Origin of the sequence: Pseudomonas fluorescens (assembly GCF_012974785.1) — a bacterium.
In the GTDB taxonomy this organism is placed as follows: Bacteria; Pseudomonadota; Gammaproteobacteria; order Pseudomonadales; family Pseudomonadaceae; genus Aquipseudomonas; species Aquipseudomonas fluorescens_BT.
The window spans coordinates 2,402,853-2,423,831 of the sequence record NZ_CP027561.1 but is presented as its reverse complement, the minus strand read 5'-3'; the positions used below and the strand labels follow the sequence as shown (position 1 = coordinate 2,423,831).

Annotated in this window: 24 protein-coding genes; 10 read left to right on the top strand and 14 right to left on the bottom strand. The window is 57.6% G+C overall.

What is annotated here, in order from left to right; genetic code table 11:
* Positions 1-48: 48 nt before the first annotated feature.
* The 5 genes from C6Y56_RS10875 to C6Y56_RS10855 form a co-directional block, all read right to left on the bottom strand.
* A complete protein-coding gene (locus C6Y56_RS10875; protein WP_169429855.1) occupies positions 49-1,068 on the bottom strand; it encodes an AbrB family transcriptional regulator in 1,020 nt (339 codons plus the stop codon).
* A gap of 39 nt (positions 1,069-1,107) precedes the next feature.
* Positions 1,108-1,530, bottom strand: a complete 423-nt coding sequence (locus C6Y56_RS10870) for an HD domain-containing protein (RefSeq protein WP_169429854.1) — start codon at positions 1,528-1,530, stop codon at positions 1,108-1,110.
* Between the two features lie 15 nt (positions 1,531-1,545).
* Positions 1,546-1,935, bottom strand: a complete 390-nt coding sequence (locus tag C6Y56_RS10865) for a hypothetical protein (RefSeq protein ID WP_169429853.1) — start codon at positions 1,933-1,935, stop codon at positions 1,546-1,548.
* Positions 1,936-2,136: 201 nt separating this feature from the next.
* Positions 2,137-2,550: a hypothetical protein gene (locus C6Y56_RS10860; protein ID WP_169429852.1), complete on the bottom strand. Its 414-nt coding sequence runs from the start codon at positions 2,548-2,550 to the stop codon at positions 2,137-2,139.
* A gap of 63 nt (positions 2,551-2,613) precedes the next feature.
* A complete protein-coding gene (locus tag C6Y56_RS10855; RefSeq protein WP_169429851.1) occupies positions 2,614-3,033 on the bottom strand; it encodes a hypothetical protein in 420 nt (139 codons plus the stop codon).
* Between the two features lie 581 nt (positions 3,034-3,614).
* Here C6Y56_RS10855 and C6Y56_RS10850 point away from each other — a divergent pair.
* The 3 genes from C6Y56_RS10850 to C6Y56_RS10840 all read left to right on the top strand — a co-directional run bounded on the left by C6Y56_RS10850 (position 3,615) and on the right by C6Y56_RS10840 (position 5,203).
* The gene (locus C6Y56_RS10850; RefSeq protein WP_169429850.1) at positions 3,615-3,896 is read left to right on the top strand and encodes a fructose-bisphosphate aldolase; all 282 of its coding nucleotides are present in this window, start codon (positions 3,615-3,617) and stop codon (positions 3,894-3,896) included.
* 256 nt (positions 3,897-4,152) lie between these two features.
* On the top strand, positions 4,153-4,515 hold the full coding sequence (locus C6Y56_RS10845; protein ID WP_169429849.1) for a hypothetical protein: 363 nt from the start codon (positions 4,153-4,155) through the stop codon (positions 4,513-4,515).
* A gap of 154 nt (positions 4,516-4,669) precedes the next feature.
* Positions 4,670-5,203 (top strand): hypothetical protein, encoded by a 534-nt coding sequence (locus C6Y56_RS10840; RefSeq protein ID WP_169429848.1) that lies wholly within the window; start codon positions 4,670-4,672, stop codon positions 5,201-5,203.
* A 234-nt stretch (positions 5,204-5,437) separates the two neighbouring features.
* On the opposite strand, the gene C6Y56_RS10835 is transcribed toward C6Y56_RS10840, so the two are convergent.
* From C6Y56_RS10835 to C6Y56_RS10815, 5 genes are all read right to left on the bottom strand, one after another.
* Positions 5,438-6,457: a DUF4062 domain-containing protein gene (locus C6Y56_RS10835; protein WP_169429847.1), complete on the bottom strand. Its 1,020-nt coding sequence runs from the start codon at positions 6,455-6,457 to the stop codon at positions 5,438-5,440.
* A 324-nt stretch (positions 6,458-6,781) separates the two neighbouring features.
* The gene (locus tag C6Y56_RS10830) at positions 6,782-7,330 is read right to left on the bottom strand and encodes a cupin domain-containing protein (protein ID WP_011333561.1); all 549 of its coding nucleotides are present in this window, start codon (positions 7,328-7,330) and stop codon (positions 6,782-6,784) included.
* 346 nt (positions 7,331-7,676) lie between these two features.
* Positions 7,677-8,960, bottom strand: a complete 1,284-nt coding sequence (locus C6Y56_RS10825; RefSeq protein ID WP_064382334.1) for an NAD(P)/FAD-dependent oxidoreductase — start codon at positions 8,958-8,960, stop codon at positions 7,677-7,679.
* A gap of 53 nt (positions 8,961-9,013) precedes the next feature.
* On the bottom strand, positions 9,014-10,504 hold the full coding sequence (locus C6Y56_RS10820) for an aldehyde dehydrogenase (RefSeq protein WP_169429846.1): 1,491 nt from the start codon (positions 10,502-10,504) through the stop codon (positions 9,014-9,016).
* Between the two features lie 184 nt (positions 10,505-10,688).
* The gene (locus C6Y56_RS10815; protein WP_169429845.1) at positions 10,689-12,065 is read right to left on the bottom strand and encodes a glutamine synthetase family protein; all 1,377 of its coding nucleotides are present in this window, start codon (positions 12,063-12,065) and stop codon (positions 10,689-10,691) included.
* A 282-nt stretch (positions 12,066-12,347) separates the two neighbouring features.
* Between C6Y56_RS10815 and C6Y56_RS10810 the strand changes: the two genes are divergently transcribed.
* The 5 genes from C6Y56_RS10810 to C6Y56_RS10790 all read left to right on the top strand — a co-directional run bounded on the left by C6Y56_RS10810 (position 12,348) and on the right by C6Y56_RS10790 (position 17,576).
* Positions 12,348-13,109, top strand: a complete 762-nt coding sequence (locus C6Y56_RS10810) for a gamma-glutamyl-gamma-aminobutyrate hydrolase family protein (protein ID WP_169429844.1) — start codon at positions 12,348-12,350, stop codon at positions 13,107-13,109.
* A gap of 371 nt (positions 13,110-13,480) precedes the next feature.
* Complete coding sequence (potA, locus tag C6Y56_RS10805) at positions 13,481-14,623, top strand: polyamine ABC transporter ATP-binding protein (RefSeq protein WP_169429843.1); 1,143 nt, start codon at positions 13,481-13,483, stop codon at positions 14,621-14,623.
* Between the two features lie 29 nt (positions 14,624-14,652).
* A complete protein-coding gene (locus C6Y56_RS10800; protein WP_371807411.1) occupies positions 14,653-15,534 on the top strand; it encodes an ABC transporter permease subunit in 882 nt (293 codons plus the stop codon).
* Positions 15,531-16,409 (top strand): ABC transporter permease subunit, encoded by an 879-nt coding sequence (locus C6Y56_RS10795; protein ID WP_169429842.1) that lies wholly within the window; start codon positions 15,531-15,533, stop codon positions 16,407-16,409. Before C6Y56_RS10800 ends, C6Y56_RS10795 begins: the two co-directional genes overlap by 4 nt.
* Before the next feature lie 69 nt (positions 16,410-16,478).
* Positions 16,479-17,576: a polyamine ABC transporter substrate-binding protein gene (locus C6Y56_RS10790; protein ID WP_169429841.1), complete on the top strand. Its 1,098-nt coding sequence runs from the start codon at positions 16,479-16,481 to the stop codon at positions 17,574-17,576.
* Between the two features lie 243 nt (positions 17,577-17,819).
* On the opposite strand, the gene thpR is transcribed toward C6Y56_RS10790, so the two are convergent.
* Positions 17,820-18,359, bottom strand: coding sequence for an RNA 2',3'-cyclic phosphodiesterase (thpR, locus tag C6Y56_RS10785; RefSeq protein ID WP_169429840.1), 540 nt, complete (start codon positions 18,357-18,359; stop codon positions 17,820-17,822).
* Between the two features lie 107 nt (positions 18,360-18,466).
* Between thpR and C6Y56_RS10780 the strand changes: the two genes are divergently transcribed.
* Entirely contained in the window at positions 18,467-18,661 is a 195-nt protein-coding gene (locus C6Y56_RS10780) for a hypothetical protein (RefSeq protein WP_007957125.1), read from the top strand.
* Between the two features lie 15 nt (positions 18,662-18,676).
* Here C6Y56_RS10780 and C6Y56_RS10775 read toward each other — a convergent pair whose 3' ends face one another.
* A complete protein-coding gene (locus C6Y56_RS10775) occupies positions 18,677-19,030 on the bottom strand; it encodes a DUF1428 domain-containing protein (protein ID WP_169429839.1) in 354 nt (117 codons plus the stop codon).
* Positions 19,031-19,032: 2 nt separating this feature from the next.
* Positions 19,033-20,112, bottom strand: coding sequence for a hypothetical protein (locus tag C6Y56_RS10770; RefSeq protein WP_169429838.1), 1,080 nt, complete (start codon positions 20,110-20,112; stop codon positions 19,033-19,035).
* Positions 20,113-20,342: 230 nt separating this feature from the next.
* Between C6Y56_RS10770 and C6Y56_RS10765 the strand changes: the two genes are divergently transcribed.
* The gene (locus C6Y56_RS10765) at positions 20,343-20,615 is read left to right on the top strand and encodes a hypothetical protein (RefSeq protein ID WP_169429837.1); all 273 of its coding nucleotides are present in this window, start codon (positions 20,343-20,345) and stop codon (positions 20,613-20,615) included.
* Between the two features lie 42 nt (positions 20,616-20,657).
* On the opposite strand, the gene C6Y56_RS10760 is transcribed toward C6Y56_RS10765, so the two are convergent.
* Positions 20,658-20,867, bottom strand: coding sequence for a hypothetical protein (locus C6Y56_RS10760; protein ID WP_169429836.1), 210 nt, complete (start codon positions 20,865-20,867; stop codon positions 20,658-20,660).
* Between the last annotated feature and the right edge of the window lie 112 nt (positions 20,868-20,979).

Genomic DNA, 20,979 nt, shown 5'->3' with positions numbered 1-20,979 from the left:
CAATGCCCATTTGAAAAATGGGCATTTTGCTAAACGCCAAAAAGCTGTTCAGGTTTCCTCTCTAACCCGCCGAACCTGCACCAGCAACGCCGGCGCAAAGTGCAGCACCACCATCCGCGCCAGATGGTGAGTCAGGATAAACACCACATTTAACCCGCCGGCGAACGCCACAATCGCGATGGTTTCAATCGCCCCCGGCATGTACGCCAGCCACAGTGACAACGCATCGCTGCCCAGCAACCGTGCCGCCGCCAATGCAAAAACCGCCGCGACCAGAATCATCAAACCGACCGACACCAGCGCCGTGCGGCCATGACGTCCCAGTTCCGCGAGGCCCAATCCCTGAAAACGGGAGCCGATCCGCACACCGAGAATCAGCGCCGCCAGATTCAAACTCCAGTCCGGCATGTGAAAGCGCTGCAGCCACCCTGATTTCACAAACACGGCGGTGACGATGATTGCCGTCAACATGAACGGCGCCGGCACGCCAACGGCGAGCAGCAAACGCCCGACCACCACGCTCAAGCCGATCACTGCCAGCACGGTCAACGCCATGCCCGTGGACAGGGGATCAACTTCGGCCGCCGGAGCCGGTGCAGTTCCGGGAATCAGCAAACTCACCAGCACCGTGATCAGCAGCAGCCGCATCAAGTGCACGATGATCACCTTGCTCGACGCCTGATGCGATTCCAGCAAATCGAACACCGCCGCCAGCGCCCCGGGATACACTGCCAGCAACGCATCCGTGCGATTCCACCCCGCACCGCGCGACAGCCACCAGGCGGCCAGCGCCACTTGCACTGCCAGGCACAGCAGCAACACGCCGAGGCTCGGCAACATCGTCGAGACGGTCGCGCTGTCCCACGCTTCGAACATCAGCCCGGTAGCGATACCCAGCGTGACCTGGATGTAGCCCAGACCATAAGGCGTCGCCGGTGCGATGCCAAATTTAGTCACGACAAGTGCGGTGACAAGAATCGAGCCCAGCAGTAAACCGTGGGGCACGCCTTCGAACTGCAACAGTGCGCCGAACCCGGCAGCAATCAACAAACACAGAATGGATTTCATGGTCGCCTTCCTGGCTATTCAAGGTGCTTTTCAGTTAAGTCAGGCGCGCAGCCGTCCAATCGCCCGCCGGTATTTTTCGATCCGCTCGAGATCCTCCCAACTCGGCAAGGCAATCCGCGACAGGTCGCTGTTTTCCTCCAGATCCGCCAGTTTCACCACCCGCCCGATCGGGTTCTGCGCCGCCCGCTCGACGAAGTCCTCATAGGATTCGCCGGGCACTTTGGTCACCGATTCGATGGCGGACAAAACGGCTTCGCTGAAACCTTCCTTGCGCAAATCCTCCAGGCTGATGCCGCAGTCCTCGACCACATCATGCAGCACCGCGACGATGCGTTCTTCCAGGCTGCTCATGCGCAACATGACCTTCAGCGGATGCAAAATGTACGGCGCACCACCCTTGTCCACCTGCCCCGCGTGGGCTGTGGCGGCAATCGCGATGGCGCGTTCTAGAGTCTGAGTCATGGGTATTTCCTCGGGTCAGACGCCGTACCGGCCGCCAATATAGAAGTGGCGCTTGAACCAGCGCCCAATCGCCTGCAAACGCCCGGTTGGCTGTGCCGGCTCGGCATAGCGCTGGAGGATCAGCGAGACCAGATCAGCCTGACTCTCCCCCGAATGCGCGTCCATCAATTCGGCCACCCAGGCACAACCGGACTTCTTCAAATGCTCCCGCGATTCGCCGGGCCAGCCATCCAGCTCATCCAACGCCAACCACCGTGCACCGCCCTGCTCGACATGTCCGCCGCCAATCGATTGCTCGAAGCAGAACGGCGTCGCCGGTCGGGACAGGTCGATACTGAAGATGTAAATGTCTTGGGTTTTGTGCTGCGCGGTGGGGGCGTTGTTGCGGCTGCCGATTTGAATCATGCGCGGTTCCGTCCGTGGGAGAGGCGTTACAACTTGTTTCGCAGTCTACGACGTGGGGTGGATGGGGGGAACCTTTGGCGATGAGCCGGTGCGTGGCAAGTGAAAAGTTTGACTGGGTAGTCCGGGAATTGCGTTTCAGTCGCCCGTAAAAAAGGGACACCGTTGAGTGTCCCTTTTTGCGTTTGGAATGAGGCCGATGGATCAGCGTTTCATGGCTTCGCACTGATTGCGCAGGTCCGAATCATGGATGCTCGAACAAGTGCTGCCCTTCTTCGCCTCACAAAATGCACGCTGATCGCTGTCATGGATGCTGGAGCAGGTACTGCCTTTCTCAGCCTCACATGTTGCGCGTAAATCCGAATCATGAATGCTCGAACAAGTGCTGCCTTTTTTCGCCTCGCAGTAAGCGCGCTGGTCGCTGTCGCGAATGCTCGAACAAGTACTGCCCTTCTCCGCTTCGCAAGACGCACGCAAATCACTATCCCGAATCGAGGAGCAAGTACTGCCTTCCTGCGTGGCCTGGCAATAGCTGCGTTGATCGCTGTCGTTGATGCTAGAACAACCGGCAAATGCGTAACCGCTGAACATCAACAACATCGCAAGAATCAGTTTCATCTCACACTTCCTTGGGTTTGCCGGGAAACAGCCTGGCACTGGGTGATCCAGGTCACACACAAATCATCGCTTCATGGCTTCGCACTGGTTGCGCAGATCCATGTTGTTGATACTTCCGCAGCTACCACCCTTCCTAGCCTCGCACAGTGCGCGTTGGTCCATGTCATTGATAGTTCCGCAGGTGCCGCCGTGCGTCTCCGCATCGCATGCCGCACGCATATCCATGTTGTTGATCGTCCCGCAACTGCCACCCCGGGCTCTGGCTTCGCAATAAGCGCGCATGTCCATATCGTTAATGGTGCCGCAGCTGCCACCGCTCCTCTGCGATTCGCAGGACGCACGCAGATCCATATTGCTGATCCGCCCACAAGTACCGCCGTTCGTACCCTCGCAATAGGCCCGCTGATCAGGGTCACTGATGCTGCCGCAACCGGCGAACGCATAACCGCTGAACATCAACAACATCGCAAGAATCAGTTTCATCTCACACTTCCTTGGCTTGCCAGGAAACAGGTTTATCCGTTTCAAATGAGCGTCGCGACACGCCATCAAATTGACATCGGTTTTGGGGAAAGTTCCGGGGCAGGAATATGTGATGAATTTCGGGATCTGAAAACAGCGTAGGAAATGACTGCTCGTGGTGAGGGAGCTTGTTCTTACGGGGCTGCGAAGCGGTTCCAAACTCGGCGAGTCATTTTCCCCTGACACTCCGTAGCCCTTGATTTACGCCGGTTGCGTCGCTTACCGGGAGCTAAAGCGCTGGCCACTCGTGGTGATTTCACGTCCTACAGGCTGATTGCGACGGTGGGGATCGATGCCTAGAGTGGGTCTGTCGCTGAACGAATTTGGCGATAGGGTTTCGCAGCCCTTAAGATTGACACCCTGTTCCGCCTGGCACGGCCGACTCTCGGCTGCGCAATCTTTATGGCGGTTGTGCGTGGGAGACCTTCGGGTCTGCCGGGTCTTGGTGTTAATCCTCCGGTCTGCGAACCCGCGCATAGCTGCCACCCATTTTGTTTCGCAGCAGGACGGTGGCAATTCTTCTCATTAAAAGGATTAGCACCATGACGAACAAAAAACCGCTCTACCACTGCGTTGACATGTCCTATCCGGCTTCGGATCACCCTGTCCTGCTGATTAATGCCGAAGCCCCCTTAAGTGACCTACATGCCTGCGCATCCGAACGCCTCGAGGCAGTCCTCAAGTATTTAGATCTCATGGCGTGCACCAGCCTCCCCGACCATTCCGAACACGACATCAGCACCATCACCACGATCGCGAGAATCCTGGTGCAGGACGTGAGGGATGTATTTCGGGTAATTGGGCAACGAGCAATTGAATCCTGACCCAAGCGTTCTCCCCTCCCTTTGAAACCATAAAAAACCGCGATATCGCGGTTTTTTAGTCCTTTGGATGGGGCGGAGTAGAAACTCAGTCGCAAAATCGGCTGCGGCTCCGCCGGCTAGCGACTTTGGTCTGAACGTCTTCCACTGACAAAAACTTAGTGGCACTCTGACATCCGGCAATTGATCGGTGTACTGAGGATCTTCGATCCTGATCAGCGACGATCACGGCAACAGTAGACGAGGAAAGGATATCTCCATGAAAAAATTGCTCTGCATTCTCACATTCTTCAGCTCATTTTCTTGTTCCGCCGCGACCATTCTCAATCCGATGGATTTCGACGGGTCAGAAGCACAGAAACAACAGGTCATTGATTCCATCACCGCAACGGTGAGGAAGGACTACTGCGAAAAAATCGACATGTGTCAGGAAAGTACTCTTCGCATGATGGAAAAGAAGAATCTTGACTCCTTCAAAGAAGCGACTAAAGCCACTGATCGGAAAATAATGAACGCAGTGATTCATGACTACTGCGAGAAAATTGACATGTGTAATTACAGCACTATATGGATGATGTATAAGAAAAATTTTGAAGCTAAGAACAAAAGCCTTACATGGTAGTTAAAGTACGAAACTTAAAGGTGACAGATCTATAAAACACCACACAAATAAATCTTTCACCTTTTGGTCTTTTTTGATCATATAGTGGCCAGCTGAGCGACATTATGGTCATAAAGTACCCGTCCAGACAAAAAAACAACTGAGGAGAACTGCTATGCAAGCACGCCACACAATAATCAAAAGCTACGCAGAATGGACTGTACTTTCAGCACTTCGAAGCGGCTCTCCCATAAAAAGCCGAGTTGATGTATATGGCATTCTCAAGAGAATTGACTTCTCCGACATCCTCGACAAATCCCGCGGCCCAATAACGCGTGAAGAATTCGAAAACTGGCACGAAGAAACATTACTCACTCTGACAACGACTTGCGAAAAACTCAAACATCAATTTGGGTGGGCGGCAAAAATAATAAACATTTACTTGAAAACCTATTGCTACATTGGAGACGGAGGACGCATTAATGTTCGCGAGTGCTTACACCCACCAATCGACTCAGGATTGTGGAAAGGTATAAAGAAAAAATATAAAAACACCCACCACATATTCGAAGACACTCACTCAAAAGAAACGATAAAAGAAATAACCACACACGAATCGTATCTGAGAATAATTACTGGCCTACGAAAAATATCGCTCGATCGCAAGTGCAGCCTTATTGAGGTCGAAGAACTATGGGAAAACAATTAACCCCACTCTCCCCCATAAAACCAACTCCTGAAATCACGCCCAGCAAAAAATAAATCTACCACCTGTTCTTGTCGTCACCTTTTCATGCCATGTTTTTGGCTAGCAGTAAAATAGATCTGTCACCTTTTAGACTTAAGGTGACATATTAAAAAATAAATCTGTCACCTTTTTTATTTAGTTACCTTTTTATTTTTTTAAAAACAGGAATGAATTTTGCCAATCCATTACCGTGAGTCAAACATCATCAGCCACAGCAAGCTCCAACTGCGCCCGCCTTATTGCACCAAGTATACTTTTACCCTGCTCAGCCAACGTCCAGTACTCATTGGTATTCTTTATAGGCTTCTTCTTTTCGGAGGGCTTAACCAGCCCCAAAGTTGCAAAATCAGCCATCCACTCCTTGACTGCGTTCGTCGGTACCGGAAACTCATCTCGCAAGTCCTTCTCCGGAATGCCACAAAGAACAACAGCAGCGTGCTCTGCAATTTCCGAGGTAGATATTTCGACAAGCATTTCTGGAGCCAAACACAGAAACAAACTTAACAAATCTGCCTCTGTTGCCAGTTCCCAATCAGCGCCACCTTTTTTGAATACGAAAATCTCTCTTTTATTCGACTTTAGAATCTGAATATTCTTTTTTTCCTCCCTGGCTCGGCTTTCATCCTTACTACCGGAAACTTTTTCCAGTTGCTCGCGAAGTTTTGCATTCTCAGAACTCAGCCGGGTTAATTCGTTCGTCAGTAGAGTATCTGTATGCTGCGAAGCTCTTATCCACCCTTCGCGCGGATATGCCGTAAATGCCTTCATCAGTGCGATTGAACACTTACCATACAAGTCATCGTTATTTTTCCAAAAAGAAACAGGTCTAGACTTAACCTTGTTTCGGAATTGGCCTAAAGATAAAACCTGCGCTGCTTCAGTTTCGGTGTGCTTGGCTGGCCACATTGCACCAGAATCCAAGACAAAACCTAATATTGGTATACCTTTAGAAACCGCATAATCATATTCCTTTTCTGTATAACTTATGCCTTCCCCTGTAACAGACCCGTATCTATGAGCAAGAATGACAACATAATAATCACTCTGATCTATTTGCCGCTTAATGATACTCCACTGCTGCTCATCCGCCGCACTAAACATCTCCATCCCGACGGGGATATGCCCCATCTCAAGAACAGCTTTTATTACTAAGTCTCTTGGACTTTTCAAATCAACATAGGTGGAGCTGATAAATATTTGATATTTACTACTCACTTAGCCTCCTCAGACTTTAAAACTCCATCAGAAAAAATATCGCATACAAAAAACAGCTTTAAACTCAACAACATTAGCCAGAATCAAAACCCATCCGAACCCGCAAGCGTAAATATCGAGATCTGACACTTCAAAATTCTAGTTTTTTGATCATTCACACTCGAAGCACGTACAACTTTTGAATCAAAATAATAATATATAAATATCACATAAAATCACAAACAAAAAGTCCAAACCCTGAAGAAATTTACCGCATAAAAAACCGCATTTCTGCGGTTCTTTAGCTATCGAAGTCGAACAAACTGAGGAGCTTCAGAATCCGTCTCAAAAATTCGCCGGCGTATTCGCACTGATAATCTCCGCCTCATCCGCCCCGATATTCCGGAACTTGTGCGGCAGCGTCGTCGGAAAATAATACCCATCCCCCGCACTCAACACGCTCACCTGCCCATCCACCGTCAACTCCACGGTGCCGCGCGTCACCAACCCACACTCCTCGCCTTCCGCGTGAACAATCGGCTCTTCCCCCGAACTCGCGCCCGGTGCGTATTGCTCGCGCAGCAAGCGCATCTGGCGGCTTGGGACAGAGGCGCCGATCAGCAGCAGGCGCAGGCCGTGGCGGCCGAGGTCGGGTTGTTCGTTGGCGCGGAAGACATATTGGTGTTCGCGAGGGGGCTGGTCGAAGGTAAAGAAGTCGGCCAGGGACATCGGGATGCCTTCGAGCAGCTTTTTCAGTGAGCTGACGGAAGGACTGACACGATTCTGTTCGATCAGGGAGATGGTGGCATTGGTCACGCCGCTACGCCGGGCCAGCTCGCGCTGGGAGAGTTTGTAGCTTTCGCGTACTAGTTTGAGTCGAGAACCCGTATCCATGACAGCCTTATGTGAGAACGACTTAAGGGCAATGGGGGTGGGTGGCGGGTGCCGCGCAGGTCGCGCGGATCACGTTGCTCCCGTGTCCCGGAACCGTGAAAGGCGGCTATTAAATCACGTTTGTCGGTGTTGCTCAGCAGGTTCGATGGACGGTGGGTGAAAAGTCCTTCTTGCCTTGGTAATACGGCAACTGTGGGAGCGGGCTTGCTCGCGAAAGCGGTGTGTCAGCCGACATGAGTGTTGGCTGACACACCGCTTTCGCGAGCAAGCCCGCTCCCACAGTTTGAGCTTGGGGTGTCAGAAAAAACCGGCGGCGCCTGTGCGGGGCCACCGCCGGGGAGGTAAATCAGATGCCGAAACGGTCGCGCAGCGAGTAGTACACGGCGCCGAGGGCGGTCAGTGGCGCGGAGAAGGTACGGCCGCCAATCATCGGCATGTGCGGCAGGGAGGCGAAAGCGTCGAAGCGTTCGGCGTCGCCGCGGATCATTTCCGAGATCAGTTTGCCGGCCAGGTGCGAGCAGGTGACGCCGTGGCCGCTGTAGCCCTGCATGTAGTAGGCGTTTTTCTCGATGCGGCCGAATTGCGGCATGCGTGACATGGTCAGCAGGAAGTTGCCGGTCCAGCGGTAGTCGATTTTCACGTCCTTGAGCTGCGGGAAGGTCTTGAGGATCTTCGGGCGGATCAGGGTTTCGATGTCGTCCGGTTCACGGGCGCCGTAGACCACGCCGCCGCCGTAGAGCAGACGGTTGTCGGCGGTGAGGCGGTAGTAGTCGAGCAGGTAGTTGCAGTCTTCGACGCAATAGTTGTTGGTGATCAGGCTGCGGGCCTGTTTTTCGGTCAACGGTTCGGTGACGCAGATCTGCGAGCCGCACGGCATGCTCTTGGCCGTCACGCGGTTGTCGAGGCCTTGCGGCAGGTAGGCGTTGCCGGCGATCAGCAGGTACTTGGCGCGGACTTGACCTTTGGCGGTGCGCACGACGTTGGGCTCGCCGTATTTGATTTCCACGGCAGCGGATTGCTCGTAGATCTTGCCGCCCAGACGCACGATGGCCGCGGCTTCACCGAGGGCCAGGTTCAGCGGGTGGATGTGGCCGCCCTGCATGTCCAGCAAACCGCCAACGTAGGCGTCGGAGCCGACTTCGCGGCGGATGTCCGCAGCGTCGAGCATCTTCAGGTTTTTATTGCCGTAACGCTCCCAACTGCGCTTCTGTTCGGCGAGCCCCTTGAGCTGTTTGTTGTTCATCGCTGCGAAAATGCCGCCCGGGCGGTAGTCGCATTTGATGTCGTATTCCTTGATGCGCGAACGGATGATGTCGGCGCCTTCGAAGATCATGCTGCCGAGGATTTCGGCGGTCTTGTCGCCGTAGCGCTCTTCGATCACGTCGACGTCGCGGCTGTAGGAGTTGACCAGTTGACCGCCGTTGCGACCGCTGGCGCCGTAGCCGACTTTCGCCGCTTCCAGCACCGTCACCTTGTAGCCGGCTTCGGTCAGGAACAACGCCGAGGACAGGCCGGTGTAGCCGGCGCCGATGATGCAGACATCGCACTCCACCGACTCTTCAAGCGTCGGGAAGTCGATGACTTCGTTGCGGGTGGCGGCGTAATAACTGTTGACGTGTTGTTGTTTCATTATTGTTCTCCGAGGGACGCCGGAAAAACCGGCGCCCACCGTTGTAAATAGAATTAGAGCTTGATCCAGGTCGCTTTCAGCTCGGTGTACTTGTCGAACGCGTGCAGCGATTTGTCGCGACCGTTGCCCGACTGTTTGAAGCCACCGAACGGTGCGGTCATGTCGCCGCCGTCGTACTGGTTGACCCACACGCTGCCGGCGCGCAGGCCACGGGCGAAGGTGTGGGCCTTGCTCAGGTTGCTGGTCCAGACCCCGGCGGCGAGGCCGAAGATGCTGTCGTTGGCGATGTGCAGCGCTTCCTCGACGGTGTCGAAGGTGATCAGCGACAGCACCGGGCCGAAGATTTCTTCCTTGGCGATGGTCATCGCGTTGGTCACACCGTCGAAAATCGTCGGCTCGATGTAGGTGCCGCCGGTTTCCTCGAGGGTGCGTCGGCCGCCGGCGATCACTTCGGCGCCCTGCTCGCGGCCGATGCTGATGTAGCGCAGCACGTTGTCCAGTTGACGCTGATCGACCACGGCGCCGACAGTGGTGGCAGGATCCAGGGCGTGCCCCGGTTTCCACGCTTGCAGCGCTTCCACCAGCAGCGGGATGAATTGCTCGCGGATCGAACGCTCCACCAGCAGGCGCGAGCCGGCGGTGCAGACTTCGCCCTGGTTGAACGCAATGGCGCCGGCCGCCGCTTGTGCTGCCGCGCGCAAGTCCGGTGCGTCGGCAAACACCACGTTCGGGCTCTTGCCCCCTGCTTCGAGCCAGACGCGTTTCATGTTGCTTTGGCCGGCATAAATCATCAGTTGCTTGGCAATTGCGGTGGAGCCGGTGAAGGCCAGCACGTCGACGTCCATGTGCAACGCCAACGCCTTGCCGACGGTGTGGCCGAAGCCTGGAAGGACGTTGAACACGCCTTTCGGAATGCCGGCGTCCAGCGCCAGTTGCGCGATGCGGATCGCGGTCAGCGGCGATTTTTCCGAAGGCTTGAGGATGAACGAGTTACCCGCCGCCAGCGCCGGGGCGAATTTCCAGCTGGCCATGATCAGCGGGAAGTTCCACGGCACGATGGCCGCGACCACGCCGGACGGCTCGCGAGTCACCAGACCGAGTTGGTCGTGCGGGGTGGCGGCGACTTCGTCGTAGATCTTGTCGATCGCTTCGGCGCTCCAACGGATCGCGTTGGCGGTCGCCGGGATGTCGATGCTCATCGAGTCGCTGATCGGTTTGCCCATGTCGAGGGTTTCGAGCAGCGCCAGTTCTTCCTGGTGTTGCAGGATCAGATCGGCGAAGCGAATCAGGATGCGCTTGCGCTCGGCCGGGGCCTTGTTGGCCCACACGCCGTCGTTGAAGGATTGGCGCGCGGCTTCAACGGCCAGGTTGGCGTCGGCTTCATCGGTGCTGGCGACGGAGGCCAGGAAACGGCCGTCGACGGGGCTCAGGCATTCGAAGGTTTCGCCGCTGATGGCCGGGCGATATTCGCCATTGATGAAGGCACGGGATTCGAGGGTCAGGGACTGGAAGCGTTGTTCCCAGTCGTTGCGGGTCATGGTCATGGGGGTGACTCACACAGAATAATTGGTGAAAGGCGAGCAGATGCCCGCCCATCAAAACTTTGGTAATACGACCCCCCTGTGGGAGCGAGCCTGCTCGCGATAGCGGTGCGTCAGATAACAACGATGTCGGCTGACACTCCGTAATCGCGAGCAGGCTCGCTCCCACAAGGTTTTCAATTAGCCCTTAGACGGTATGCAGATACCAGTTGTACTCAAGGTCAGAGATCGAGTTTTCGAACTCGGCCAGCTCGCTTTCCTTGCACGCGACGAACACGTCGATGTACATCGGGTCGATGTAGCGGGCCATGACTTCGCTGTCGTCCAGCTCACGCAGGGCGTCGCGCAGGTTGTTCGGCAGGCTCTGTTCGTTCTGCTCGTAGCTGTTGCCTTCGACCGGGGCGCCCGGTTCGATCTGGTTGGTCAGGCCGTGGTGAATACCGGCCAGAACGGAAGCCATCAGCAGGTACGGGTTGGCGTCGGCACCGGCAACACGGTGCTCGATGCGCACGGCGTCTGCCGAACCGGTCGGTACGCGTACCGCCACGGTGCGGTTGTCGATGCCCCAGCTAGGCGAGTTCGGCACGTAGAACTGTGCACCGAAGCGGCGGTACGAGTTGACGTTCGGGCACAGGAAAGCCATTTGCGCAGGCAGGGTCTCCAGCACACCGCCGATCGCGTGGCGTAGCGCGGCGTTCTGCTCGGGATCCTCGCTGGCGAAGATGTTGTTTCCTTCTTTATCCAGAATCGAAATGTGCACATGCAGACCGTTGCCCGCCTGGCCCGGATACGGCTTGGCCATGAAGGTGGTGTCCATCTCGTGGTCGTAGGCGATGTTCTTCACCAGACGCTTGAGCAGGACGGCGTAGTCGCACGCCTTGATCGGGTCGGACACGTGGTGCAGGTTGACTTCGAACTGCGCCGGGGCGCTTTCCTTGACGATGGCGTCGGCCGGAATGCCCTGCTCTTTCGCGCCTTCGAGGATGTCCTGCAGGCAGTCGACGTACTCGTCGAGGTCGTCGATCAGATAAACCTGAGTCGACACCGGACGCTTGCCCGAAACCGGCGAGCGTGGCGATTGCGGACGGCCGTTCACGTTGTCCTGGTCGATCAGGTAGAACTCGAGTTCGAACGCGGCGCAGATGGTCAGGCCCAGGTCGTCGAATTTGCGCACCACGTTGGCCAGCACTTCACGCGGGTCGGCGAAGAACGGCTCGCCTTCCAGTTCGTGCATGGTCATCAGCAGTTGCGCGGTCGGGCGCTTCTGCCAGGGCTCGATGCTCAGGGTGCCGGGGATTGGGTAGCAGATGCGGTCGGCGTCGCCGATGTCCAGGCCAAGGCCAGTGCTTTCCACTGTGGAGCCATTGATGTCGAGGGCGAAGAGCGAGGCCGGCAAGTTGATGCCTTTTTCGTACACCTTATGAAGACTGGTGCGCTCGATGCGCTTGCCGCGCACCACACCGTTCATGTCTGCAATCAGAAGGTCGACGTACAAAACCTCAGGATGTTTCTTAAGGAATGCGTTTGCTTCGTTGAGTTGAACGGCACGCAGAGGGACCGACATGATGCACCTATTTAGCTGTTAATTATTATGTTCACTGCTGTTTCGCCGAGCCAGTCAACCCGAACGGCAAAGTGAAGTCAATAGCGAACACAGGGCCGCTCAGCGTTTATTTTTCGGGCTTTTTTTAACACTCTTGTGCCAATGCAGGCGCCAGAGGCCCGCGAATCATGAAGATTTGATGAACGGCGTTTAGAATTTTTTACATGGGAGTTGTTAATTAAAATCAACGAGGCTAAGCTCCGGAAAAGCTCGTTCAAGTGTCAAACTTCGAGGTGAATAAAAATGGCATTCAAGCCATTGATCGGCGTTACTGCGTGCGTCAAACAGATTGGCCTGCACCCCTATCACATCAGCGGCGACAAGTACGTTCGCGCTGTCAGCGTTGCGGCGCTGGGGTTGCCCGTCGTCATTCCTTCCCTTGGCCAACTGACTGAAATCGAAGACCTGCTGGGTCAGCTCGACGGTCTGTTGCTGACTGGCTCGCCGTCCAACGTGGAACCCTTCCACTATCAGGGCCCGGACAGCGCTCCCGGCACGGATCACGATCCGGCGCGGGATGCCACCACCCTTCCTCTATTGCGTGCGGCCATTGCGGCGGGCGTTCCGGTACTCGGCATCTGCCGCGGTTTCCAGGAAATGAACGTGGCGTTCGGCGGCAGCCTGCACCAGAAGGTGCACGAGCTGCCGGGCATGCTCGATCACCGCGAAGCCGACAGCCCGGATGTCGCCGTGCAGTACGCCCCGGCCCATGCCGTGACGGTGCTGGCCGGTGGCGTGTTCGAAGCGCTGGTGCTGCCGGGTGAATTCCAGGTCAACTCGATTCACAGTCAGGGCATCGACCGCCTCGCTCCCGGCCTGCGCGCCGAAGCCGTGGCACCGGACGGCCTGATCGAGGCGGTCTCGGTGGAGCACAGCCCGACCTTCGCCCTCGGCGTGCAATGGCACCCGGAATGGCAGGTGCTGGACAACCCGAACTACCTGCGGATTTTCCAGGCATTCGGCGAGGCTTGCCGCCAGCGTGCGGCGCGACGCAACCAGCGCTGACACAACCCAGAATTTCATCACTGTTTACTGCCCCCACGGGGTCGGCGGCTGCGCGTGTGCGCACCCGTCATCCGTGAAAACAACAAACCGTAATAACAACAAGTACTACCCAGGCAGCCAGGACGGCGGCGCCGACCAAGCCGGATCGGCAAGCGCAGTGCCCATCAGGACAACGCAAAACTCTGTGGGAGCGGGCTTGCTCGCGAAAGCGGAGTGTCAGGCAATAACCATGTCGACTGACACGACGTATTCGCGAGCAAGCCCGCTCCCACAGGGGATGCGATCCGACAGGAAATGCTCTTGCAAGTCTGCAATCCACTCTTAAGCCAGGCCGCGTTGGCCCGGCGACTGAAACCTGTTGGGAGTTTCACATGGCAAACGCCTCCAGCACTTACAGGAAGGCTCTTGAAGGTCATCAGCAACCGAAAAAGGTTCTGGTGAAGGTCGATCGAGTCACCAAGAAGTTCGACGAAACCACGGCGGTGGACGACGTGTCCCTGGAGATCCATCAGGGCGAAATCTTTGCCCTGCTCGGCGGCTCCGGTTCGGGCAAATCGACCCTGCTGCGCATGCTCGCCGGTTTCGAACGGCCGACTGAAGGACGCATTCTGCTCGACGGTGTCGACATCACCGACATGCCGCCGTACGAGCGGCCGATCAACATGATGTTCCAGTCCTACGCGCTGTTCCCGCACATGACTGTTGCGCAGAACATCGCCTTCGGCCTCAAGCAGGACCGTTTGCCGGCCAGCGAAATCGACGCCCGCGTCGAAGAAATGCTGCGCCTCGTCCACATGACCCAATACGCCAAGCGCCGCCCGCATCAACTGTCCGGCGGTCAGCGTCAGCGCGTGGCCCTCGCCCGCTCACTGGCCAAACGTCCGAAGCTGTTGCTGCTCGACGAACCTATGGGTGCGCTGGATAAAAAGCTGCGTTCGCAAATGCAGCTGGAACTGGTGGAAATCATCGAACGCGTCGGCGTGACCTGCGTGATGGTGACCCACGACCAGGAAGAGGCCATGACCATGGCCGAGCGCATCGCGATCATGCACCTGGGCTGGATCGCCCAGATCGGTAGCCCGGTCGACATCTATGAAGCACCGGTCAGCCGCATGGTCTGCGAATTCATCGGCAACGTGAACGCCTTCGACGGCACCGTGGTCGAGGACCTTGAAGGTCACGCGATCATTCACAGCCCGCACTTGCAGCAAAAGATCTACGTCGGTCATGGCGTCAGCACGTCGGTGCAGGACAAGTCGATCACCTACGCAATCCGCCCGGAAAAAATGCTCGTCAGCACCCTCAAGCCGGAGACCCGCTACAACTGGTCCGAAGGCAAGGTGCATGACATCGCCTACCTCGGCGGCCACTCGGTGTTCTACGTCGAATTGCCGAGCGGCAAAATCGTCCAGTCGTTCATGGCCAACGCCGAACGCCGTGGCGCGCGTCCGACCTGGGATGACAAGGTCTACGTCTGGTGGGAAGACGACAGCGGCGTGGTACTGCGCTCATGAGAACCTTCAATCAGCAATTCCTGCGCCTGGTGCCCAGCGGGCGAAAGTTCGTCATCGGCATTCCGTTCATCTGGCTGTTCCTGTTCTTCATGCTGCCGTTCTTCCTGGTGATGAAAATCAGCTTCTCGGAAGCCGCGCTGTCGATCCCGCCGTACTCGGAGATCTACACCTACGCCGAACAGAAATTCCAGCTGCTGCTGAACATCGGCAACTACACCATGCTCGGCGAAGACGAGCTGTACCTGTCGGCCTACCTCGGCTCGCTGAAGGTCGCGGCACTGAGCACGATGATGTGCCTGGTGATCGGTTTCCCGATGGCTTACGCGATCACCAAGGCCAGCAAGGAAGCGCAAAACGTCCTGCTGCTGTTGATCATGATGCCGACCTGGACCGCGATCCTGATCCGTGTTTACGCGTGGATGGGCATCCTCAGCAACAACGGTCTGCTTAACGCATTCCTGATGTGGACCGGGCTCACCGATCACCCGATCGAGATCCTCAACACCAACACGGCCGTGTATATCGGCGTGGTCTACGCCTACCTGCCGTTCATGGTGCTGCCGCTCTACGCCAACCTGGTGAAGCACGACGGCAGCCTGCTGGAAGCCGCGCAGGATCTGGGTTCGAGCAACTTCAACAACTTCTGGAAAATCACCGTGCCGCTGGCCAAGAACGGGATCATCGCCGGCTGCATGCTGGTGTTCATTCCGGTGGTGGGCGAGTTCGTGATTCCGGAACTGCTGGGCGGCCCGGAGACCCTGATGATCGGTCGCGTGCTGTGGCAAGAGTTCTTCAATAACCGCGACTGGCCGGTGGCGTCCGCGCTGGCGGTGGTGATGCTGTTGATCCTGATTGTGCCGATTCTGCTGTTCAACCGCAGCCAGGCCAAAGAGATGGAGGCACGGGGATGAAACGCTTCGGTTTTGCAAAGTTCATGCTGATCTTCGGCCTGATGTTCATCTATCTGCCGATGCTGATCCTGGTGATCTACTCGTTCAACGCCTCGAAACTGGTGACGGTCTGGGGCGGCTGGTCGGTGAAGTGGTACGTCGGCCTGCTCGACAACACCCAACTGATGGGCTCCGTGGTGCGCTCGCTGGAAATCGCCTGCTACACCGCGATCGCCGCCGTGGCGCTGGGCACCCTCGCCGCGTTCGTGCTGACCCGCGTGACCCGCTTCAAGGGTCGTACGCTGTTCGGTGGTCTGGTGACCGCGCCGCTGGTCATGCCTGAGGTGATCACCGGTCTGTCGCTGTTGCTGCTGTTCGTGGCGATGGCGCAACTGATCGGCTGGCCGCAGGAGCGAGGCATCGTCACCATCTGGATTGCCCACACCACGTTTTGTGCCGCTTATGTGGCGGTGGTAGTCTCCGCCCGCTTGCGTGAGCTGGACCTGTCGATCGAAGAAGCGGCGATGGATCTGGGCGCGAAACCTTTCAAGGTGTTTTTCCTGATCACCATTCCGATGATCGCGCCGTCGCTGGCGGCGGGCGGCATGATGTCGTTCGCCCTGTCGCTGGACGATCTGGTGTTGGCGAGCTTCGTCTCCGGTCCGGGTTCCACCACTCTGCCGATGGAAGTCTTCTCGGCGGTGCGTCTGGGTGTGAAGCCCGAGATCAACGCTGTGGCCAGCCTGATTCTGTTGGCGGTGTCGCTGGTGACCTTCCTGGTCTGGTACTTCGGTCGCAAGGCAGAAGCCAACCGCAAGCGTGCGATTCAGGAAGCGATGGATCAGACCGCCAACGAATCATGGCAGCAACCTCAACGAGTGACAGCGACGGCCTGAGGCCGTCGCGTTTTACGGCTTTGCGCTTTGGCTTAAAAGCTTTTGAATAAAAAGAATGGAGTTTCACCGATGAAAATGTTTGGCAGGACTCTGCTGACACTGTCCTTATTGGGCGCAATCGCCACGGGCGCCCAGGCCAACGACAAGGTGCTGCGCGTTTACAACTGGTCGGACTACATCGCCCCGGACACGGTCAAGAAGTTCGAAGACGAGACCGGCATCCGCGTGACCTACGACGTGTTCGACAGCAATGAAACCCTCGAAGCGCGTTTGCTCGCGGGTAAATCCGGCTACGACATCGTGGTGCCGTCCAACAGTTTCCTGGCCAAGCAGATCAAGGCCGGGGTCTACCAGACCCTGGACAAGTCGAAGCTGCCAAACTGGAAAAACCTCAACCCGGTGCTGCTGAAAAACGCCTCCGCCAGTGATCCGGACAACGCCCACGCGTTCCCGTACATGTGGGGCTCGATCGGCATCGGTTTCAACCCGGCCAAGGTCAAGGAAGTACTCGGCAAGAACGCGCCGACCAATTCCTGGGACCTGTTGTTCAAACCGGAGAACGCCGAGAAGCTCAAGGCTTGCGGCATCAGTTTTCTCGACTCGCCGACCGAAATGATCCCCGCTGCCCTGCACTATCTGGGCTATCCGGTGAACGACAAGGACACCGCGCACATCAAGGAAGCCGAGGCGCTGTTCATGAAGATTCGCCCGAACGTGGCGTACTTCCACTCTTCGAAATACATTTCGGACCTGGCCAACGGCAACATCTGCGTGGCCGTCGGTTATTCCGGTGACGTGTTGCAGGCCAAGGCCCGCGCGGTGGAATCGGGCAACAACGTAGTGATCGACTACAGCATTCCCAAGGAAGGTGCCGGCAGCTTCTACGACATGGTCGCCATCCCGCGCGATGCAGCGAACGTCGAGAACGCCTACCTGTTCATGGACTTCCTGATGCGTCCGGACATCATTGCCGAGATCACCAACAGCAACGGCTACAGCAACGCCAACGCGGCGGCGACGCCCCTGGTGGACGAAGCGATCCGCAACGACCCGGGCTCGTACCCGTCGCAGGAAGTGATGGCCACGCTGTATGCGGTGCCGGATCAACCGATTGCCACGCAACGGATCATGACCCGGGGCTGGACCCGCGTAAAACTCGGCAAATAATTGAAATCCTGTGGGAGCGAGCCTGCTCGCGATAGCGGAGTTTCAGGCGACATTGATATTGAATGTGCCAACGTCATCGCGAGCAGGCTCGCTCCCACAGGGGTTGTGTTTCTAACTCAAGACTCAATCGATTTCCGTTCACGCAGCGCCCTACCACCGCTGCACCCTCGCTCTGAACGGCCTCACCTGGCTTTCCTCGGTTCAGGTGAATTCAGGCGCCCTCGGGCGCCTTTTTTTGTGGGCTCAGATCAGTGGCCAGTCGGCCAGCGAGCGGTAGCGGCCCTTGTGGGATTCGAACAATGCAAAACGCTCGGCCCGCAGGAAGAACTCCGGCGACGTAGCGGATTCCGGTTCCGGCGCCCGATAGTCCCGGGCCAGCGTCAGATGCGGGCGATACTCACGGGTCGCCTCTTCAAACCCGAACGGCAACATCGCCTGCTCCAGCGCATACACCAATCGCAGCAATGCCTGCGGTGCCTGCTCCGGCGCCAGCGACAAGACCCCGGCACGCCGCCAGACCTGCAACCGATCCAGCGAAATCTTCAGCGCCTCCCCCGGCGTACGCACTTTCGCCGCGGCTTCGCAGACTTCGCCGATCTGCGCCAATGGCACCGCGCCGAGAAACAGCAGTGTCAGGTGAAAGTTGTCCGCCGGTACCGGTTTGCCGGTACGCAAACCCAGTTCGCTGCGCCACTGGGCAATCGCCTTGCGTTGTGCCGGTGGGCAGTCGAGGGCGAAGAACAGCCGCTTGAACGGTTGATCCCCGCGTGTTTCGTCCGTCATGGCCACGCTCCTTCGTTCGTCGAGATCCCTGGATTCTACACGCCCGTTTCTGGCGACTCTCGGCAAGGGGTTTATAGTTCAACGATTGCCATCAACCGGAGGACGTCATGCGCGAGATCCTCAGCAAAGAACCCTGGTGGGCCCGTCCGCCGAATCCCGGGCAGGATGAGAGCGAACTGGAATGGGGCTGGCTGGTGCATTACAGCGAGGGAGAACCACGTTTCGAATTCGTCCGCGAGCGGCCGACAGACGAGCAGATTCGCAACCGCAAAGGCTGCCGGATCACCCCGTCAGCGGAGTGATCCGGCGGCGCGGCATCAAGGCTCGAGAATGTCTTTGAAGCCACCAAAGATCATCCGCTGCCCATCGAACGGCATCGGATTGACGTCCGGCTGCATGCGCGGGTCTTCCATCATTTTCGCCATGCCGGTGTCGCGGGTGGCCTTGTCCGGCCAGACCAGCCAGCCCGCCGATACGGTTTCGCCTTCCTTGAGTTTTACCGCCATCGGGAATGAGGTGACCTTGCCGTCCGGCACGTCATCGCCCCAGCCCTGAATCACCTCGAGAGCGCCGTATTCCTTGAACAGCTTGGCGGCGATTTCACAGTGTTTTTTGTACTGCTCGCGGTTGGCATTCGGCACGGGCGCCACGAACACATCGATGTAAGCCATGATCATTCTCCTTGCAGGGTGGGTTCGGTCTGCTGAGTAGTCGACTCAGGTGGCCGCCATTCGACACGGTCGACGCCCAACCCGACCGACGGTTCATCCCGCCCGCCCAGACTGCCCTCGACCTGCGCCGCCATGTGCAGCGTGCCGGCCATCACACCGGTGGTCGGGTTCTGCACCAATTTCAGCCAGGCCTTGTCGAAGGTGTTGCCCAGGCTGCTGCGGATCAGCGCTTCGCTGTCGGGTCGGTCGTTGGCCTGGAGGATGGCGCGGATGCCTGCCACCCCCGCCGAGATCAGTCCGCCAACGAGTTTGCCGGCCGCCGCTGCCACCGCACTGGCAGCGCCCCGGGGCGCCATCTCTGCCTCCATGCGCTGGCTGGCACGCTTGGCCACCGGGGCCATGCCGGCATCGGTCGAGGCGATGCCCTTGGCCCCGCCTTCGGTGTGGATCTTGTCGATCAGCGCGGCATAGGCCGGCAAGGTATTCAACGGTTCAGTGCTGACAACCTGATACAGCGAGGCATCGCGGGTCGGCGGCGGGCCGAGGGCGATGGCGGGGATTTTCTGCAAGTGCCCGTTGAGCTGCGCGAGGGGTACGCCGTAACGCTGGGCGATGACCGGCATCTGCTGCGCCATCAGTTGCGCGTAGAACGCGGTGGCTTGGCCGAGGATCGCGTCCGGATCGATCTCCAGAGCCACCGGCGCCAGCACCCGCTCCTGATATTGCTCCAGCAAATACGCTGCCAAGCGTTTGGACGAAGCATCCTGCTCGCCACCGGCGCTGATGGTGTACCAACTGACCTTCATCGACAGCCATTCCTGGGTCCAGTAGCTGCTGAACCACGGGATGAATTTTTCTTCAGTTTGCTCGTAGACCCGAATGCGCCAATGTTCCATCGAACCGCGGGCGAACGCCTTGACCTGTTCGGTGGACTGCCGGGAAGCCACAACGATATCCCGGTCGATCTGCTGCCAGGTGGCCGGTGAAACCACCACCGGCGGCGCGCTCGCCGGGCCCCGCGCCGAAGTCGCGCAACCGGCCAGCAACATCAGTGCCGCGACGATCAGCGCACGCAGGTTCACGGTGGCGGTGTCCTTTGATGGGTCAGATCTGGAGGTAACGACTTGAGTATAGGTGCGGGTTTCAGCCGTTTGTCCGGTTGTATCGATCCTCGATCCGGGCGCGGGATTTCAGCTTTTGTTCCAACCATCACTGACGTCGATGATCACCATTACGACGATTGCCTTCCGCAGCAGACGCGTCCGGCGCAGGATTCACCCATCCGAGACACACACCACGAGGAGTTCACATCATGAGTCATACCGTCACCCTCGCCGTGAGCTTCCCGGTCTTCGGCAACAACTATTACGACCAGCACCCGGTGTCATTGAAGACACAAGCGCTGGTGTTCAACGAAGATTTCGAAGATCTGCTGATGCCCGCCGCAACCAATCACTTCAGCAATGAAGTGGTGGGCCTCAACGATCAGTTCCGTTTTCTGAGCGACATACTCGCCACCCATTTGCTGGACATCGAGGCTAACGTGCCTGCGCGATCCAGCGTCCGGGCGAACGCTCATTTTTAATGCCAAGGGGCGTTCCGGTCAGGAACGCCCCTTTTTTGCTCATTACTGGTCGTCGTTGTCGTCGCGATGATGGCGACGCCCGTCGCGCCGGTCATAGTCGCGATCATCCCAGCGTCGATCGTGGTCGTAATAACGGCCATGATCGCGATCGTAATGCCGGCCATGGCGGTAGTCATCATCAAAGTCCGCCACGCAGCCGCCCAGCAAAACGGCGGCAGAAACAGTCAGCAGCAGGGTTGTTGCACGCATCATTCAGGATTTCCCTAAAACCAAGGTCTTGACGACGGAACGGTCAGCGCTGCCCTCACCTTCAGGGTGCGGTGCGCGCAGCCGCAGCTTCGACCGGGTAAAACACCGATGATTC

Excerpts from the sequence above, each read along its gene's own strand:
- C6Y56_RS10875 (WP_169429855.1), bottom strand. The coding sequence starts at position 1,068 with ATGAAATCCATTCTGTGTTTGTTGATTGCTGCCGGGTTCGGCGCACTG.
- C6Y56_RS10870 (WP_169429854.1), bottom strand. The coding sequence starts at position 1,530 with ATGACTCAGACTCTAGAACGCGCCATCGCGATTGCCGCCACAGCCCAC.
- C6Y56_RS10865 (WP_169429853.1), bottom strand. The coding sequence starts at position 1,935 with ATGATTCAAATCGGCAGCCGCAACAACGCCCCCACCGCGCAGCACAAA.
- C6Y56_RS10860 (WP_169429852.1), bottom strand. The coding sequence starts at position 2,550 with ATGAAACTGATTCTTGCGATGTTGTTGATGTTCAGCGGTTACGCATTT.
- C6Y56_RS10855 (WP_169429851.1), bottom strand. The coding sequence starts at position 3,033 with ATGAAACTGATTCTTGCGATGTTGTTGATGTTCAGCGGTTATGCGTTC.
- C6Y56_RS10850 (WP_169429850.1), top strand. The coding sequence starts at position 3,615 with ATGACGAACAAAAAACCGCTCTACCACTGCGTTGACATGTCCTATCCG.
- C6Y56_RS10845 (WP_169429849.1), top strand. The coding sequence starts at position 4,153 with ATGAAAAAATTGCTCTGCATTCTCACATTCTTCAGCTCATTTTCTTGT.
- C6Y56_RS10840 (WP_169429848.1), top strand. The coding sequence starts at position 4,670 with ATGCAAGCACGCCACACAATAATCAAAAGCTACGCAGAATGGACTGTA.
- C6Y56_RS10830 (WP_011333561.1), bottom strand. The coding sequence starts at position 7,330 with ATGGATACGGGTTCTCGACTCAAACTAGTACGCGAAAGCTACAAACTC.
- C6Y56_RS10825 (WP_064382334.1), bottom strand. The coding sequence starts at position 8,960 with ATGAAACAACAACACGTCAACAGTTATTACGCCGCCACCCGCAACGAA.
- C6Y56_RS10820 (WP_169429846.1), bottom strand. The coding sequence starts at position 10,504 with ATGACCATGACCCGCAACGACTGGGAACAACGCTTCCAGTCCCTGACC.
- C6Y56_RS10815 (WP_169429845.1), bottom strand. The coding sequence starts at position 12,065 with ATGTCGGTCCCTCTGCGTGCCGTTCAACTCAACGAAGCAAACGCATTC.
- C6Y56_RS10810 (WP_169429844.1), top strand. The coding sequence starts at position 12,348 with ATGGCATTCAAGCCATTGATCGGCGTTACTGCGTGCGTCAAACAGATT.
- potA (WP_169429843.1), top strand. The coding sequence starts at position 13,481 with ATGGCAAACGCCTCCAGCACTTACAGGAAGGCTCTTGAAGGTCATCAG.
- C6Y56_RS10795 (WP_169429842.1), top strand. The coding sequence starts at position 15,531 with ATGAAACGCTTCGGTTTTGCAAAGTTCATGCTGATCTTCGGCCTGATG.
- C6Y56_RS10790 (WP_169429841.1), top strand. The coding sequence starts at position 16,479 with ATGAAAATGTTTGGCAGGACTCTGCTGACACTGTCCTTATTGGGCGCA.
- thpR (WP_169429840.1), bottom strand. The coding sequence starts at position 18,359 with ATGACGGACGAAACACGCGGGGATCAACCGTTCAAGCGGCTGTTCTTC.
- C6Y56_RS10780 (WP_007957125.1), top strand. The coding sequence starts at position 18,467 with ATGCGCGAGATCCTCAGCAAAGAACCCTGGTGGGCCCGTCCGCCGAAT.
- C6Y56_RS10775 (WP_169429839.1), bottom strand. The coding sequence starts at position 19,030 with ATGGCTTACATCGATGTGTTCGTGGCGCCCGTGCCGAATGCCAACCGC.
- C6Y56_RS10765 (WP_169429837.1), top strand. The coding sequence starts at position 20,343 with ATGAGTCATACCGTCACCCTCGCCGTGAGCTTCCCGGTCTTCGGCAAC.
- C6Y56_RS10760 (WP_169429836.1), bottom strand. The coding sequence starts at position 20,867 with ATGATGCGTGCAACAACCCTGCTGCTGACTGTTTCTGCCGCCGTTTTG.